Source organism: Pseudomonas sp. AC255, from assembly GCF_979258175.1.
In genome coordinates this window covers 1,225,183-1,240,113 of sequence record NZ_OZ409841.1, presented here as the reverse complement: position 1 = coordinate 1,240,113, position 14,931 = coordinate 1,225,183, and the positions used below count along the sequence as shown (strand labels likewise).

The window sequence follows — 14,931 nt, the reverse complement described above, 5'->3', positions numbered from 1 at the left end:
GCCATGGCGCAGATTCAGTCGCAACTCGATCCGCACAGCGAAGCGTTCGCGCGCAACCGCGCGGCCATGCTCGCCGCCATCGAGCAGGTGCAGCAGCTCGAACAGAACCTGTTGAACAAGGCCGCCGAAGCCAAAGAAAAATTCAGCAAACGCGGGCAACTGTTGCCCCGCGAGCGCTTGAACCTGTTGCTCGACCCCGGTGCGCCGTTCCTCGAACTGGCCAGCCTCGCCGGCTACAAGTTGCACGACGACAAGGACGGCAGTTCGGCCGGTGGCGGGCTGATTGCCGGCATCGGTTATGTCTGCGGCATCCGCGCGATGGTGGTCGCCAACAACAGCGCGATCAAGGGTGGCACGATCTCGCCGAGCGGCCTGAAAAAATCCCTGCGCCTGCAACAGATCGCGCGGGAAAACAAACTGCCGATGATCACCCTCGCCGAAAGCGGCGGCGCCAATCTCAACTACGCAGCAGAGATCTTTGTCGAAGGCGCGCGCAGTTTCGCCAATCAGGCGCGCATGTCAGCAATGGGTTTGCCGCAGATCACCGTGGTGCACGGCTCGGCCACCGCAGGCGGCGCCTATCAACCGGGGTTGTCGGATTACGTGGTGGTGGTGCGCGGCAAGGCCAAGCTGTTTCTCGCTGGCCCACCGTTGCTCAAAGCGGCGACCGGAGAAGTGGCCACCGATGAAGAACTCGGAGGCGCCGAAATGCACGCGCAAGTCGCCGGCACTGCCGAATATCTCGCTGAAAACGACGCTGACGGCATACGCCAGGTCCGCGACATCATGCGCATGCTGCCATGGAACGAGCAGTTGCCGTGGCTGCCGGAGCCGCAATTCAAAGAACCGCTCTACCCCATCGACGAACTGCTCGGGCTGATCCCGGACGATGCAAAAAAGCCCTACGACGTGCGCGAAATCATCGCGCGGATTGCCGATGAATCGGACTTTCTCGAGTTCAAAGGCGAGTTCGATCAGCAAACCCTTTGCGGCCAGTTGAAAATCCAGGGCCGCGCCTGCGGCTTCATTGGCAACAACGGCCCGATCACCCCGCAAGGTGCGAGCAAGGCGGCGCAGTTCATCCAGTTGTGCGACCAGAGCCAGACACCACTGCTGTTTTTTCATAACACCACGGGTTTCATGGTCGGCACCGAATCGGAACAGCAAGGGGTGATCAAGCACGGCTCGAAACTGATTCAAGCGGTGGCCAACGCACGGGTGCCTAAACTGACCATCGTCGTCGGCGGTTCCTACGGCGCCGGCAACTACGCCATGTGCGGACGCGGGCTCGATCCGCGTTTCATTTTCGCCTGGCCCAACAGCCGCACGGCAGTGATGGGCGGTGCACAGGCCGGCAAGGTCTTGCGCATCGTTACCGAAGCCAAACAGCTCAAGGACGGCATCGAGCCCGATCCGAAAATGCTCGACATGCTCGAACAGATGACCGCGCAGAAACTCGACAGCCAATCCACCGCCCTGTACGGCAGCGCCAACCTGTGGGACGACGGCCTGATCGACCCGCGCGACACCCGCACCCTTCTCGGTTACTTGCTGGATATCTGCCACGAAGCCGACACGCGCAAGCTGCAACCCAACAGCTTCGGCGTCAGCCGCTTCTGACCGCCACGGATCCTACGGAGAACAACAACAATGATCTTCACCCCGGAACACGAAGCCCTGCGCCGCACCGTCCGCCAGTTCGTCACGCACGAGATCAACCCGCACGTCGAAGAGTGGGAAAAGGCCGGACGCTTTCCCATCCACGAAATTTTCCGCAAGGCCGGTGAGCTGGGCCTGCTGGGCATTTCCAAGCCGGAAAAATTCGGCGGCATGGGCCTCGACTACAGCTATTCGATCGTCGCCGCCGAAGAGTTCGGCACCATTCATTGCGGCGGGATTCCGATGTCGATCGGCGTGCAGACCGACATGTGCACCCCGGCGCTGGCGCGCTTCGGCTCCGATGAACTGCGCGAAGAGTTCCTCCGCCCGGCCATCACCGGCGAACAGGTTGGTTGCATCGGCGTTTCCGAAGTCGGCGCCGGCTCCGATGTCGCCGGGCTGAAAACCACGGCACGCAAGGACGGCGATGACTACGTGATCAACGGCAGCAAGATGTGGATCACCAACTCGCCGAGCGCCGATTTCATCTGTCTGCTGGCCAACACCTCGGACGACAAGCCGCACATCAACAAGTCGCTGATCATGGTGCCGATGAACACCCCGGGAATCAGCCTCAGTTCGCACCTGGACAAGCTCGGCATGCGCAGCTCGGAAACCGCGCAGGTGTTCTTCGACAACGTGCGCGTGCCCCAGCGCAACCGCATCGGCCATGAAGGCGCGGGGTTCATGATGCAGATGCTGCAGTTCCAGGAAGAACGTCTGTTCGGCGCGGCGAACATGATCAAGGGCCTGGAATATTGCATCGACAGCACCATCGAGTACTGCAAGGAGCGCAAGACCTTCGGCAACGCGCTGATCGACAACCAGGTGATCCACTTCCGCCTCGCCGAATTGCAGACCGAAATCGAATGCTTGCGCGCCCTGGTCTATCAGGCCACCGAGCAATACATCAAAGGCCAGGACGTCACGCGCCTGGCATCGATGGCCAAGCTCAAGGCCGGACGCCTCGGCCGTGAAGTCAGCGACAGCTGCCTGCAATATTGGGGCGGCATGGGCTTCATGTGGGACAACCCGGTGGCCCGCGCCTATCGCGATGTGCGCCTGGTCTCGATTGGCGGCGGCGCCGACGAAATCATGCTGGGGATCATCTGCAAACTGATGGGCATCCTGCCGGGGAAAAAGAAATGAGCAACCTGCCCGATTGCCAGGCGCTGTTGCTGGAACTGCATGGTGGCGTACTGCACATCACCCTCAACCGCCCGGACAGCCGCAACGCGATGAGCCTGCAAATGGTCGCCGAACTGCGCGCGGTGCTGGCGGCGGTGTGTGATGACCGCACAGTGCGGGCCTTGGTGCTCAGCGGTGCCGGCGGGCACTTCTGCGCCGGTGGCGACATCAAGGACATGGCCAATGCCCGGGCTCAGGGCGCGGACGCTTACCGCGAGTTGAACCGGGCGTTTGGCGCGCTGCTGGAACAAGCCCAACATGCGCCGCAAGTGCTGATCACTGTGCTGCAAGGCGCCGTGCTCGGCGGCGGCTTCGGCCTGGCTTGCGTCAGCGATATTGCGATTAGCGATCACAAGGCGCAGTTCGGCTTGCCGGAAACCAGCCTTGGCCTGATCCCGGCGCAAATCGCACCGTTTGTAGTGCAACGGATCGGCCTGACCGAAACCCGCCGACTCGCGCTGACGGCGGCGCGTTTCGATGGCGCTGAGGCGCAGCGATTGGGGCTGGTGCATTTCGTTGAACAGGATGCGCAAGCGTTGGCCGAGCGACTGGATGAGGTCTTGCAACAGGTGCTGCGCTGCGCACCGGAAGCGAATGCGATGACGAAAAAATTGTTGCTGGCGAGTGCCGGACAGCCGTCGAGTGCATTGCTCGATGAGGCGGCGCAGTGGTTCAGCGCGGCGGTGACCGGAGACGAGGGAATCGAGGGGACCATGGCATTCATGCAGAAACGCAAACCGGGGTGGGCCTGAAAAAGCATCGCGGGCAAGCCCGCTCCCACACGGATTTTCATTCGCTCAAAAAACCTGTGGGAGCTGGCTTGCCAGCGATGAGGCCATCACATTCAACGCCAAAAAACTCAGGAACCCCACCATGCCCACCCTCCACAAAATCCTGATCGCCAACCGCGGTGAAATCGCCTGCCGCATCCAGCGCACGGCCCAGGCGCTGGGTTATCGCACCGTCGCCGTGTTCAGCGACGCCGACGCCGATGCGCTACACGTGCAAATGGCCGACCAAGCCGTACATATCGGCCCGGCGCCGGTGCAGCAGTCGTACCTCAACATTGCGGCGATCCTCGACGCCGCCCGACGCTGCGGCGCCGATGCGATTCACCCGGGCTACGGCTTTCTCTCGGAAAACGCCGATTTCGCCCGCGCCTGCGCCGAGGCAGGGCTGATTTTCATCGGCCCCAGCGTCGAAGCGATCGAACTGATGGGCAGCAAACGCCTGTCGAAAATTGCCATGCTCGACGCGGGCGTGCCATGCATTGCCGGCTATCAAGGCGCAGCGCAGGACGACGCGACCCTATTGGCCGAAGCCGAGCGCATCGGTTATCCGCTGATGATCAAGGCCAGCGCCGGTGGCGGCGGACGCGGCATGCGTCTGGTGCACGAGGCCAGCGAACTGGCGGCGCAACTGCGTACCGCGCGGTCCGAAGCAATGAACGGTTTCGGCAGTGACGAGTTGATTCTCGAGCAGGCCTTGATCAACCCGCGCCACGTCGAAGTGCAACTGTTCGGCGACCAGCACGGGCATCTGGTCTATCTCGGCGAACGCGATTGCTCGATCCAGCGCCGCCATCAGAAAGTCATCGAAGAAGCGCCGTGCCCGGTGATGACCGCCGAGCTGCGCCAGGCCATGGGCGAAGCAGCACTCAAGGCCGGGCGCGCGGTGGATTACGTCGGCGCCGGCACCGTGGAGTTCCTGCTCGACGCGCGCGGGCAATTCTACTTTCTGGAAATGAACACCCGCCTGCAGGTCGAACACCCGGTAACGGAAATGATCACCGGCCTCGATCTGGTCGCGTGGCAACTGCTGGTTGCCGAGGGCCAGCCGCTGCCGCTGACCCAGGAGCAGATCCGTCTCGACGGACACGCCATGGAAGTGCGCCTCTACGCTGAAGATCCCGCTGCGGATTTTCTCCCGCAAACCGGCCGAATTGCGGCATGGCAGCCGGCTTCTGATCACGGCGCACGGATCGATCACGGTCTGCTTGAAGGTCAGTCGGTCAGCCCGTTCTACGATCCGATGCTGGGCAAACTGATCGCCCACGGTGCAACCCGCGAAGAGGCGCGGCGCAAGCTGTTGCGTGCGGTGCGGGACACCGTGCTGCTCGGCGTGCAAAGCAATCAACGTTTGCTCGAGGGCCTGTTGCAACATCCGCAGTTCATCAGCGGCGATTTCAGCACCGCCTTCATCCAGCACCATTTTTCCAGCCATGCCAGCCTCAACACTTATGTGCCGACGACGGAGCAACTGGCGATTGCTGTGGTGTTGTTCTATCAGGCCAGCGCCCTGCCCCATCGCGCCCCGTTGAATGGCTGGCGCAACAACGCGAGCGTGCCGTTGCACTATCGACTCGGCAGTGACGAGCAGGACTGGACGCTGTCGGTGCTGGCGCGCAAATCCGGCGAATGTGTCGTGCAGCTGGGCGAACGCACGCTGGAGTTGAAAATCATCAAGCACACCGCGCAATCGGTAACCATGGAAATCGACGGCCTGCGCCAGCGTCATGCCTACCGTCTGCACGATGGGCAGCTGTGGCTGTTCACCCATCCAGGCAGCCTGCGCCTGGAGGATCGAACTCATGCGCCGATCGACAGTCAGACCAGCGTCGCCTCCGGCACCCTCAAAGCACCGATGGACGGTGCCATTGTCGACGTGCTGGTCTGCGAAGGCAGTACCGTCAGCAAGGGTCAATTGCTGGTGGTGCTGGAGGCAATGAAAATGGAGCATCCGCTGAAGGCCGGCATCGATGGCGTGCTCAAACGGGTGCAAGTGAAGGTCGGCGATCAGGTAAAAAATCGTCAGGTTCTGTTGCAGGTCGAGTAGTCGCCCAGGCACAAGCGCGGGGTTTGACTACGCTCTGATAAATCAGAACGCGGAAATCAGGAACCCTGCGATGCCCCATTGGCTGGTCATAGATCTGGAAGCCACCACAGACGAGGGTGGCTGGCCGGTCACGGAGATGGAAATAATCGAGATCGGTGCGACCCTGGTCGACCGCGCCGGGCGCGAGCAGGATCACTTCCAGCGCTTCGTCAAACCGACCCGCCGGCCATTGCTGACGCCATTCTGTCGGGAGCTGACGCACATCACTCAGGCCAACATCGATTCGGCGCAACCGCTGAGCGAAGTCTGGCCGGCCTTTGAGCGTTGGCTGGCGCAGCATCAGGCTCGCCTTGAAGGCTGGGCCAGTTGGGGCGGTTACGATCGCCAGCAGTTGCTCCAGGAGTGGCAGCGCCTGAACATCGACAGCGGCCTGAGCAAAGTCCCGCACATGAACCTCAAACAGCGCTTCGCCAAGGCCCGGCGCCTGGAACGACCGCTGGGGCTCAACGGCGCGTTGCAACTGGCGGGCATGCAGTTCAACGGCCAACAACATCGCGCACTGGAAGATGCCCGCAATACCGCACGGTTATTGCCGCTGGTCCTGCCGCTTTAGACGCGTGACGGCGCGAAAAGCCTTGTGCATACTGGCCGCCCCCTTTTAAGCCCTTTTCGAGGAATCCGCCCATGTTTAAAGTCAACGAGTACTTCGACGGCACCGTCAAGTCGATCGCCTTTGGCACCGCTGAAGGTCCGGCGACCATTGGCGTCATGGCCCCGGGCGAATACGAATTCGGCACCAGCCAGCGCGAGATCATGCATGTGGTTTCCGGCGCGCTGAGCGTAAAACTGCCAGACAGCAGCGACTGGGAAACCTTCGCCGCCGGCAGCCAGTTCAACGTCCCGGCCAACAGCAAGTTTCAGCTGAAAGTCGAAGTGGATACCGCTTACCTGTGCGAATACCGCGGCTGATCCCGACGGTTTCACAGCGCAAAAAAATGCCCGCGTCCAAAAGACCCGGGCATTTTTCGTTTCAGCGACAACCTATTCGAGGATTTCCACCGGCATGCCGACTTCCAGGCGGCCTTTGCCGTCGTTGACCAGATTCTGTCCGAACATCGCGCCATCGGCGGTTGAGCGATGTTTCTGTAACGTCGCGAACGGCTCGCGATCGGCGCTGCGCTCACCGGTTTGCGGGTCGACAGTGGTCATGATGCAACGCGCGCACGGCTTGACCACGCGGAATTCGATATCGCCGATGCGAATGCGTTTCCATTGGTCCTCGGCGTAAGGCGCGCTGCCTTCGATCACCAGATTCGGACGGAAGCGCAGCATCTCCAGCTCTCGCCCTACCGTTTCCGAGAGCGCCAGCCGCGAGGCTTCGCCGATCAGCAGCAATGGATAACCGTCGGCGAACGCCACTTGATCGTCATCCTTGCCGAAACCCGCTTGCGTGGTACGTGCCCGCTCCAGCGGCATCTGCACCAGGCGTGTCGGCTTGCCGAGGAAGTCGCTGACAAACCGCGCGGCTTGATCACCGGCGTCCGGCACCCGCAGGGTGTCACGCCAGATCGTCACACCGCGCAGCTCGGCGTCGGCAGCGGGCAGCGCGACTTCGATAGCACCCTGCTCGGGAGCGCTGAGGGTCAGACCGCCGCTGACATTCCACAACGCCGACAACTGACTCATCTTCGCTTCGGCACGCTGGGTCAGAAAGCGCCCGCTGGCCTCGTCCACCAGCATCCAGCGTCGGTCGCCCGCCAGCCCGAGCTTGTCCAGCTCGATGCTTTGCAGGATTTCGCCCTTGCCGGATTTCAACGGGTAACGATAAAGCGCGCTCAGACGCAGCATGGCCAGCTTCCTTGGAGGAAAAACGCCACCCTATACGAGCTTCGATACCGAATCAAAGCCGTCATTAATGTAAGTACAGTTCTGTGGAAGCGAGCCTGCTCGCGAAGAGGCCGGCACATTCACCATCAATGTGTCCGACCCTGCGCTTTCGCGAGCAGGCTCCCACAGGAAGCAAAATGTGCGTGTTTCAGGCCGGCACGGCGTCGAGCATCAGACGCTGGCGCACCACATCGACCAGTTTGTCCGGCTGGAATTTGGAAAGGAAGTTGTCGCAACCAACCTTCTTCACCATCGAGTCGTTGAAACTGCCGGACAGCGAGGTGTGCAGCACGACATACAGGCCACGCAGGCGAGGGTCGTTGCGAATTTCCGTGGTCAGGCGATAGCCGTCCATTTCCGGCATTTCCGCATCGGTGAAGATCATCAGCAGTTTATCGGTCATTTGCACGCCGGTATCGGCCCAGGCCTTGAGCATGTTCAAGGCTTTCAGACCGTCGCTGGCAATGTGCATTTTCACCCCGAGCTGGCCGAGGGTATCGCGCAATTGCGAAAGCGCCACGTTGGAATCATCCACCAGCAACACTTCGCGGCCACGGGCGCGCTCGAGTACCGGATCGTCGAGTTTCTCGCGCGAGACCTTGGCATTGTACGGGACGATTTCCGCGAGGACTTTCTCGACGTCGATGATCTCCACCAGTTGATCGTCGACCTTGCTGATCGCGGTCAGATAATGCTGGCGGCCGGCACTGGTCGGCGGCGGCAGAATGGCTTCCCAGTTCATGTTGACGATGCGGTCGACACCGCCGACGAGGAAGGCCTGCACCGAACGGTTGTATTCGGTGACGATGATCGTGCTGTTCGGGCCCGGCACCAGTGGGCGCATACCGATTGCTTGGGAAAGGTCGATCACCGGCAGGGTCTGCCCGCGCAGATTGACCACGCCGCAGACGAAAGGATGACGCTGCGGCATCAGGGTCAGCTTGGGCAGTTGCAAAACTTCCTGAACCTTGAACACGTTGATCGCAAACAGCTGGCGTCCGGCCAGGCGAAACATGAGGATTTCCAGGCGATTCTCACCCACCAGTTGCGTGCGTTGGTCTACCGTGTCGAGAATGCCGGCCATCAATGACTCCTGGGCTTGTTCTGATGAATTCACTATGGGGGTTTATCGGCTGCATTCAGCTAATCTTGATTGCTGTAAAGCACGTCGCTAAAAATGCCACAAACGGCCATTGATGTCACACTGACATCATGCTTTACTGGCAATCGTGATTTCATCTGCTAGATTCATTGCGGCGCGACCTCGGTTTGCACGTTAGGTTCCCGCGCCTAAGGGATTCCCCTAGGATCAATCAGGCCCAACCTGATATTCGCCATTTCCAATAGCCATTACTGTGACGCCATTCTCATTGCATGAACGGAGTCAGGCTATTGTGTGCGATCGCAATTCAGTGGCAACCCACCCTCTGGAACCCCTCGGTCCGTGCACCTGCACCGCCGGGCGCGATCTGCCGACGATTCACGATCGTCGCCACACACGGCCATCCGTCAACCAACACGACGTGGTGGAGATGAACATGCCAATCGACCGTAAAGACTGGGCGCAACGCTTCCCCGAATTTCTGGTCGAGGCCGAAACGCTTCTCGCCAAGTCCGAAGAATGCCTGAGCCATCTGCAACTGATCAGCAATGACAAGGATGCCATCGACTGCATGCTCGGCACTCTGCTGAAGCTGGCCGGCCGGGCCGAAGCACTGGCGCTGGAAGCGATCTCCGAGTTTTCCCTGCACATCTACAGCCTGCTCAATTTGCAGCAGGACCACGTCGATCTGCACGAGCAGGCCCTCGATGCGTTACGCGACTGCCTGACCTTGATGGCGTGGCAGCTCGAGCTGGTCGATCCCAAGACCGGGCAGCTGACCCTGGATAAAAGCGAACAGACTGATCTGCTCGAAGCCTTCGCGGCACAAATGGGCCAAACCTCGTTCGAGCCCAAGATGGTGAGCAAACGTTTGCTCTCTTCATCCTTTACCGCGCGCCAGGCTTGAGCCGGTAAGTCGCGATATTGTCGTAAATGAATACTTCGTGCCTGAAAGCGACAATCCGGGGCAAATAATCAGCCCGACCAACGGTTAATTTTCAGGTGCCGCCATCAGGGTTTTCCCTGTGTGCACCCAGCGACACTTCCAGGCAAATCGAAGTGGCCCAAATACAACAACTCCAACTTTTTCCAATATGGAACTTGCGTCCACAATCCGATATTTCCTGACTGAATGGACATATATAGCAACCGCGACCAACGGTATGTTAAGTGGTATTATGCCGCCGGTTAGTTGCCTGCCGGTTAATGGCATACTGACTTCAGTGTTACCTTTTCGATGTTATTGCCAGTCAATGATCGCTTAATGAATGCGGATTGAATCAATAACATAAATGACAGTATTTCCACACAGAGATCCGCCAGTCACCGGTCGGTCTGCCCGCAGCGAACATCCATTGGCTCCATCCGTTATGTACGCCAGTCTCAAGTCACTTATCACATGGCCACCTTCTCGGGAAAACGCCCGGCGCTTCACACTTGTCCTGTGTGTTCTGGCGACCTTGGGCAGTCTGCTGGCGTATGTTGTTTCCGCACGCCTTCCTTTGGGATTGCTGGCGCTCGACATCGCCGCCACCGCGTGCGTCTGGGTGCAATATCGCTTGTCACGCAAATCGATCAAGTTTCAGCCACAAGAGTTGGCTGATCGACTTCTGCAAGTCCAGGAAAACGAGCGTCATCGCCTCAGCCGTGAATTGCACGACGATATCGGCCAGTTGCTCACTGCCGCCAAGCTGCAAAGTGACTGGCTCAAACGCCGCTTGCCGGAGGATCTGCAGGAACAATGCAAGGTGCTCTGCGACACGCTGGATGAAACCCTGACCAAGGTGCGTGACGTCTCGGCGATTCTCAATCCACGGCAATTGACCAGCCTGGGCCTAGAAGCCAGCCTGCGTGCGCACTTGCTCAAAACACTGGCCAACACGCCGGTCAACTGGAGTCTCGATTGCCAGCAACGGCTCAACGGCATCCCCGAGGAAATGGCCGTCGCCGCGTTTCGCATCGCCCAGGAAGCCGTGACCAACATCCTGCGCCACGCACAGGCAAAAAACCTGTTGATTCGGGTACAGCGATTGCCGCAAGGTCTGACGCTGTTGATCAGTGATGACGGCCTGGGTTTTGCCCCGGCGGCCGACCCGGCCAGAGAAGGTCAACGCGGCATGGCCGGAATGGCCGAGCGCATCGAACAGTTGGGCGGCACATTGAGCGTTATCAGCGAGCCGGGCAAAGGCACTCGAATCGAAGCACTTTTCCCCTGGGCGCCGCGAGCGCTCGAACGGGCCAGTACGAATAAGGTTATGCGTTGACTTGTAACTTACTTCTGGTGGATGACCACTCGCTGATCAGAGCCGGCGTGCGTGCTCTGGTTCTGGATATTCCCGGTTACGCGGTAATCGGCGAAGCCAGTGATGGTTCGCAATTGCTCGAAATGGTCGAGCAACTGAGCCCCGACATCGTATTGCTGGACATCTCGATGAGGGAAACCGGTGGCCTGGAAGCGCTGCAACGCCTCAAGCGCGTTCGGCCGCAGAGCAAAGTGCTGATCCTGTCGATGCACACCGATCCGGCGCTGATCATGCAGGCGCTGGAATCCGGTGCCCATGGCTACCTGCTCAAGGACACCACGGCCACCGAGCTCGAGCACGCGCTGGAAGCCCTGCGCAACAACGAACGCTATCTCAGCCCGGCCATCGCTCACACCGTGATCAATCAGGCACTGACCCGCAACCAGAAAAGCCAGCCGGACATCGCCGATTCGCACAATCTGACCGCGCGCCAGCTGGAAATCCTTCGCCTGATCGTGCGCGGCAAATCGACCCGGGAAATCGCCAACGGCCTGGGCTTGAGCGTCAAGACCGTGGAAACCCACCGCGCACAGATCATGAAGCGCTTGCAGATCTATGACGTGGCGGGCCTGGTGCTGTTCGCCGTGCGTGAGCAGATCATCAGCCTTGATGACTGATTGACGGTTGTTGGCCCAATAACGGCGAGTCTTTCGGCAGATGCACCTGCAACGCTGCAGGTTTCGCAACAAAACGCAGACTGTCGCCCTCCAGCGGCTCGCCATCGAGATTGATGCTCAGCCCTTCGGCGACCTTGATCTCGACCCACGGCAATCGCGCCCGCACGAACATGTTGTCGAGGCCGAAGCCCTCGCTCAGCAGATTCTTCAGCGTGCCGACCAGTTCTTGCGGTGCCGGCAGGATACTGATGTCCAGCAAACCATCATCGACCTGTGCCTCGGGGCACAGCACATGGCCGCCACCCGCCTGCCGCCCGTTACCGATGCCCAGCGCCAGCAGCTCACCCTGCCAATGGAAATCCGGGCCTTGCAACTCGCCGTAAGCGGCATGCAGTTCGCTGAACCGGGTCAGGCCGGTAAACAGATACGCGGCGCCGCCCAAGACCTTTTTCAGATCTTCCGAAGTATTGGCGGTCACCTGGCTGCCGAATCCGCCGGTCGCCATGTTCAGGAAAATCTGCCCGCCCACTTCGCCCAGATCGATATCCGAGGGCTGAACATCCAGTAGCTCAAGGGCTTCGGCAGGCTCCAGGGAAATACCGGCGGCGCGGGAGAAATCGTTGGCGGTTCCCAGCGGCAGCAACACAAGACTGGCTTTTTGCGGATGCTGAGCCAGCGCCTCGGCAATATCGCGCAACGTGCCATCACCGCCACCGGCGATGATTTTGCTGTAGCCGGCCGCCAACGCTTCCTCGACCAGACGCTGGGCGTCGCCGGCCTCCCAGGTCACTCGCACAGCCAGTTCCCAGCCTTGCTCACGCTTGGCTTCTACGGCAGCGCGGACATCCTCGTTGAGTGCCTGTTTGCCATGCAAGATCAGCAGTGCCCGGCGTTCACTCATAACGTCACTCCAAGAATTGAAATCGATTGAAACATCTTGACCACTGTGCGCCTTAAAAAAGCCACCGCGCTGGCAATTAATTCTTCGTCCAACTGCTGGCGTCCTACACAGCGGTATTTTTTCTTACGAAACAAGAGGAATCGGCTTAATTGACCCCGTCCGACCATTGGGTCACCGTGTGCCAGCAGCATCAACCTTCAACCCAATAACACAAGGATGTGCCGGTAATGAACGGATACCCCCCGATTTATTTCCATGAATCGAGCAATGGCGAAACCAGCAAGCGTGCAGTTGATACGATCGGCGAGAACTTCCATGCACAACCATGAAACCAAGGCACCGGTGAGCCCGGTCGCCGCTCTCGCCGAAAGTCGTGCCAGCAAGAAACCAGACTTCTGTAACAGCGCCAAGACCCCTGGAGAGTTTGATATGGAACCCCGAGTCAGCGAGCTGGAGACTCACTTCAAATACATGCGCCGCGATATGGACGAAGTGCTCAATGATGTCCGGACGATCAAACACCGTCTGGCGTATTCGGCGGGTGCCACCGCTGTCATCCTCGGACTGCTGGGCTGGGTGGCCAACAGCCGATTCGACCAGTTGGTGACATTGATCAGCAACTGACCGAATCATTCGTTGCACGCGCCGTGCGTATCAGCCGACGCGTGCATGGGCGAGATGCTCTACCCCAGAAGGTCACTGAGGGGAATGAAGCTCACTTCATCACCCTCGCTCAGCGTGCGGCCTTCTCGGACTTCCACCAATCCGTCGGCCCACGCCGCGCTACGCAGCACACCCGAACTCTGGTTGCGGTAAATGATCGCCCGCCCCTGTTCCAAGCGCCCGCGCAGATATTCACGACGGTTGCCGGCCACCGGCCAGACAAAGCCTGCTGGCACTGCAAACTTGAGCGGCTCGACATCTTGCACACCCAGGCGTCGCAATAAATAGGGCCGCGTCAGCAAGGCGAACGTCACCAGCGTAGAGGCGGGATTGCCGGGCAGGCCAATCACCGGCACGTTGCGGAAATGGCCGAACGTCAACGGTTTTCCAGGCTTGATGGCCAGCTTCCACAAGGCCAGTTCGCCTTCCTCTCGCAAGGCAATGCCGAGAAAATCTGCTTCACCGACCGAGACACCGCCAGTAGACAGAATCAGATCGACATTTTGCAGCTCGCCCAGCCGCGCCCGCGTCGCGGGTAGATCGTCCGGAAGAATTCCGCCATCGATGACTTCGCAGCCCAGACGCTGCAGCCAGCTGCACAGAAGTACGCGATTGCTGTTGTAGATCTGGCCCGGCCCCAATGCCTGACCGGGTTCAACCAGTTCGTCCCCAGTGGACAGAACCGCCACCCGCGGCTTGCGCACGACGTTAACCCCGGCACAGCCAAGCGAAGCAGCCAGGCCCTGCTCAATCGGTCCGAGCCGGGTTCCAGCTTGCAGTACCAATTCGCCGACCGTGGTTTCCTGCCCTTGCGGACGAATGTTCTGCCCGGCTTTCAAAGGTTCAAGAAAGCGCACTCGGCCGTCGGCCTGAACTTCGGCGTTTTCCTGCATCTCGACACAGTCAGCGCCCGCCGGTAACGGCGCCCCGGTAAAGATGCGTGCGCAGGTACCTGGTTCCAACGACTGCGGAGATTGCCCGGCAAACACCTTTTGACTGACCGGCAGCGGCTCGCCCTGCCAATCAGCCAAGTTCAAGGCGTAGCCGTCCATGGCGCTGTTCGGCCACGGCGGCAGATCCAGCGTCGAGATCAGATCTTCAGCCAGCACCCGCCCTTCGACTTGAGCCAGCGGCAAGTGCTCGCGCTCGACAATGCGCGACGCATCGGCCATGGCCAGCAAACGCTCGAGCGCCGTTTCGACAGGCAGCAGACTGCCGGTCTTGCCCGGCTTACCCACGGGATTCACACGGCGCCGCCTGCTTCAGGTGGGTGACGAAATTGCACGGACGATGGCGGGCGTCCAGTTGCTCAGCGAGGATGCCATCCCAGCCGGTGCGAACCGCATTGGTCGAACCCGGCAGGCAGCACACCAGCGTGCCGTTGGCCAGACCCGCCAAGGCACGGGACTGCACGGTCGAAGTGCCGATGTCGGCCACGGAGATCTGGCGGAACAGTTCGCCGAATCCGTCGACCTGTTTGTCGAGCAGGCATGCCACCGCTTCCGGCGTGCTGTCACGCCCGGTGAAGCCGGTGCCGCCGGTGATCAGCACAACCTGGACCACATCGTCGGCAATCCAATTGGCGACTTGCGCGCGAATTTTGTAGAGATCATCTTTAAGCAAAACACGCTCGGCCAGCGCGTGACCGGCCGCGATCAAGCGATCGACGAAGACCTGGCCGGAGGTATCGGTTTCCAGGGTTCGGGTGTCGCTGACAGTCAGCACCGCAATATTGAGCGGCACGAAAGGTACATCAGCCTTGGCTTTCATAGGCTC

General features: G+C 60.2%; 15 protein-coding genes. 10 read left to right on the top strand and 5 right to left on the bottom strand.

The features are described from left to right. The first annotated feature begins 3 nt into the window (after positions 1-3). The 6 genes from atuC (at position 4) to ppnP (ending at position 6,651) form a co-directional block, all read left to right on the top strand. Complete coding sequence (gene atuC, locus ACZZ0K_RS05875; protein WP_150742496.1) at positions 4-1,620, top strand: geranyl-CoA carboxylase subunit beta; 1,617 nt, start codon at positions 4-6, stop codon at positions 1,618-1,620. A 30-nt stretch (positions 1,621-1,650) separates the two neighbouring features. Then, the gene (gene atuD, locus ACZZ0K_RS05870) at positions 1,651-2,808 is read left to right on the top strand and encodes a citronellyl-CoA dehydrogenase (protein WP_056788533.1); all 1,158 of its coding nucleotides are present in this window, start codon (positions 1,651-1,653) and stop codon (positions 2,806-2,808) included. Further along, positions 2,805-3,599, top strand: a complete 795-nt coding sequence (locus ACZZ0K_RS05865) for an enoyl-CoA hydratase/isomerase family protein (protein ID WP_258707014.1) — start codon at positions 2,805-2,807, stop codon at positions 3,597-3,599. Before atuD ends, ACZZ0K_RS05865 begins: the two co-directional genes overlap by 4 nt. 121 nt (positions 3,600-3,720) lie before the next feature. After that, positions 3,721-5,682 carry an acetyl/propionyl/methylcrotonyl-CoA carboxylase subunit alpha gene (locus tag ACZZ0K_RS05860; protein WP_258707015.1) on the top strand — a complete coding sequence of 654 codons (1,962 nt, stop codon included), beginning with the start codon at positions 3,721-3,723 and terminating at the stop codon, positions 5,680-5,682. A 70-nt stretch (positions 5,683-5,752) separates the two neighbouring features. Beyond that, on the top strand, positions 5,753-6,295 hold the full coding sequence (locus ACZZ0K_RS05855) for a 3'-5' exonuclease (protein WP_024013686.1): 543 nt from the start codon (positions 5,753-5,755) through the stop codon (positions 6,293-6,295). Positions 6,296-6,366: 71 nt separating this feature from the next. Then, the gene (gene ppnP / locus ACZZ0K_RS05850; RefSeq protein WP_024013687.1) at positions 6,367-6,651 is read left to right on the top strand and encodes a pyrimidine/purine nucleoside phosphorylase; all 285 of its coding nucleotides are present in this window, start codon (positions 6,367-6,369) and stop codon (positions 6,649-6,651) included. 72 nt (positions 6,652-6,723) lie between these two features. On the opposite strand, the gene ACZZ0K_RS05845 is transcribed toward ppnP, so the two are convergent. Continuing rightward, positions 6,724-7,530 carry an MOSC domain-containing protein gene (locus tag ACZZ0K_RS05845; protein WP_258707016.1) on the bottom strand — a complete coding sequence of 269 codons (807 nt, stop codon included), beginning with the start codon at positions 7,528-7,530 and terminating at the stop codon, positions 6,724-6,726. Between the two features lie 187 nt (positions 7,531-7,717). Continuing rightward, positions 7,718-8,653, bottom strand: a complete 936-nt coding sequence (locus tag ACZZ0K_RS05840; RefSeq protein ID WP_252884626.1) for a chemotaxis protein CheV — start codon at positions 8,651-8,653, stop codon at positions 7,718-7,720. 454 nt (positions 8,654-9,107) lie between these two features. Here ACZZ0K_RS05840 and ACZZ0K_RS05835 point away from each other — a divergent pair, with 454 nt between their 5' ends. The 3 genes from ACZZ0K_RS05835 to ACZZ0K_RS05825 all read left to right on the top strand — a co-directional run bounded on the left by ACZZ0K_RS05835 (position 9,108) and on the right by ACZZ0K_RS05825 (position 11,591). Then, complete coding sequence (locus tag ACZZ0K_RS05835) at positions 9,108-9,578, top strand: hypothetical protein (protein WP_217851858.1); 471 nt, start codon at positions 9,108-9,110, stop codon at positions 9,576-9,578. Between the two features lie 463 nt (positions 9,579-10,041). Beyond that, the gene (locus tag ACZZ0K_RS05830) at positions 10,042-10,935 is read left to right on the top strand and encodes a sensor histidine kinase (protein WP_024013690.1); all 894 of its coding nucleotides are present in this window, start codon (positions 10,042-10,044) and stop codon (positions 10,933-10,935) included. After that, positions 10,932-11,591: a response regulator gene (locus ACZZ0K_RS05825; protein WP_041478445.1), complete on the top strand. Its 660-nt coding sequence runs from the start codon at positions 10,932-10,934 to the stop codon at positions 11,589-11,591. Before ACZZ0K_RS05830 ends, ACZZ0K_RS05825 begins: the two co-directional genes overlap by 4 nt. Here the strand turns inward: ACZZ0K_RS05825 and yegS are convergent. Further along, complete coding sequence (gene yegS, locus ACZZ0K_RS05820; protein ID WP_217851645.1) at positions 11,575-12,492, bottom strand: lipid kinase YegS; 918 nt, start codon at positions 12,490-12,492, stop codon at positions 11,575-11,577. The two genes, ACZZ0K_RS05825 and yegS, sit on opposite strands and share 17 nt — an antisense overlap. Positions 12,493-12,807: 315 nt before the next feature. Between yegS and ACZZ0K_RS05815 the strand changes: the two genes are divergently transcribed. After that, on the top strand, positions 12,808-13,116 hold the full coding sequence (locus ACZZ0K_RS05815) for a hypothetical protein (protein WP_172834003.1): 309 nt from the start codon (positions 12,808-12,810) through the stop codon (positions 13,114-13,116). Positions 13,117-13,175: 59 nt separating this feature from the next. Here ACZZ0K_RS05815 and ACZZ0K_RS05810 read toward each other — a convergent pair whose 3' ends face one another. Both ACZZ0K_RS05810 and moaB read right to left on the bottom strand, forming a co-directional pair. After that, positions 13,176-14,402: a molybdopterin molybdotransferase MoeA gene (locus ACZZ0K_RS05810; protein WP_252884627.1), complete on the bottom strand. Its 1,227-nt coding sequence runs from the start codon at positions 14,400-14,402 to the stop codon at positions 13,176-13,178. Further along, positions 14,386-14,925 (bottom strand): molybdenum cofactor biosynthesis protein B, encoded by a 540-nt coding sequence (gene moaB, locus ACZZ0K_RS05805; RefSeq protein ID WP_016770598.1) that lies wholly within the window; start codon positions 14,923-14,925, stop codon positions 14,386-14,388. The genes ACZZ0K_RS05810 and moaB overlap by 17 nt, the downstream gene beginning before the upstream one ends. Positions 14,926-14,931: the final 6 nt, after the last annotated feature.

Coding starts and splice junctions, on each gene's coding strand:
- ppnP (WP_024013687.1), top strand. CDS start 6,367: ATGTTTAAAGTCAACGAGTACTTCGACGGCACCGTCAAGTCGATCGCC.
- ACZZ0K_RS05865 (WP_258707014.1), top strand. CDS start 2,805: ATGAGCAACCTGCCCGATTGCCAGGCGCTGTTGCTGGAACTGCATGGT.
- yegS (WP_217851645.1), bottom strand. CDS start 12,492: ATGAGTGAACGCCGGGCACTGCTGATCTTGCATGGCAAACAGGCACTC.
- atuD (WP_056788533.1), top strand. CDS start 1,651: ATGATCTTCACCCCGGAACACGAAGCCCTGCGCCGCACCGTCCGCCAG.
- ACZZ0K_RS05855 (WP_024013686.1), top strand. CDS start 5,753: ATGCCCCATTGGCTGGTCATAGATCTGGAAGCCACCACAGACGAGGGT.
- ACZZ0K_RS05815 (WP_172834003.1), top strand. CDS start 12,808: ATGCACAACCATGAAACCAAGGCACCGGTGAGCCCGGTCGCCGCTCTC.
- ACZZ0K_RS05860 (WP_258707015.1), top strand. CDS start 3,721: ATGCCCACCCTCCACAAAATCCTGATCGCCAACCGCGGTGAAATCGCC.
- ACZZ0K_RS05830 (WP_024013690.1), top strand. CDS start 10,042: ATGTACGCCAGTCTCAAGTCACTTATCACATGGCCACCTTCTCGGGAA.
- moaB (WP_016770598.1), bottom strand. CDS start 14,925: ATGAAAGCCAAGGCTGATGTACCTTTCGTGCCGCTCAATATTGCGGTG.
- ACZZ0K_RS05845 (WP_258707016.1), bottom strand. CDS start 7,530: ATGCTGCGTCTGAGCGCGCTTTATCGTTACCCGTTGAAATCCGGCAAG.
- atuC (WP_150742496.1), top strand. CDS start 4: ATGGCGCAGATTCAGTCGCAACTCGATCCGCACAGCGAAGCGTTCGCG.
- ACZZ0K_RS05840 (WP_252884626.1), bottom strand. CDS start 8,653: ATGGCCGGCATTCTCGACACGGTAGACCAACGCACGCAACTGGTGGGT.
- ACZZ0K_RS05835 (WP_217851858.1), top strand. CDS start 9,108: ATGCCAATCGACCGTAAAGACTGGGCGCAACGCTTCCCCGAATTTCTG.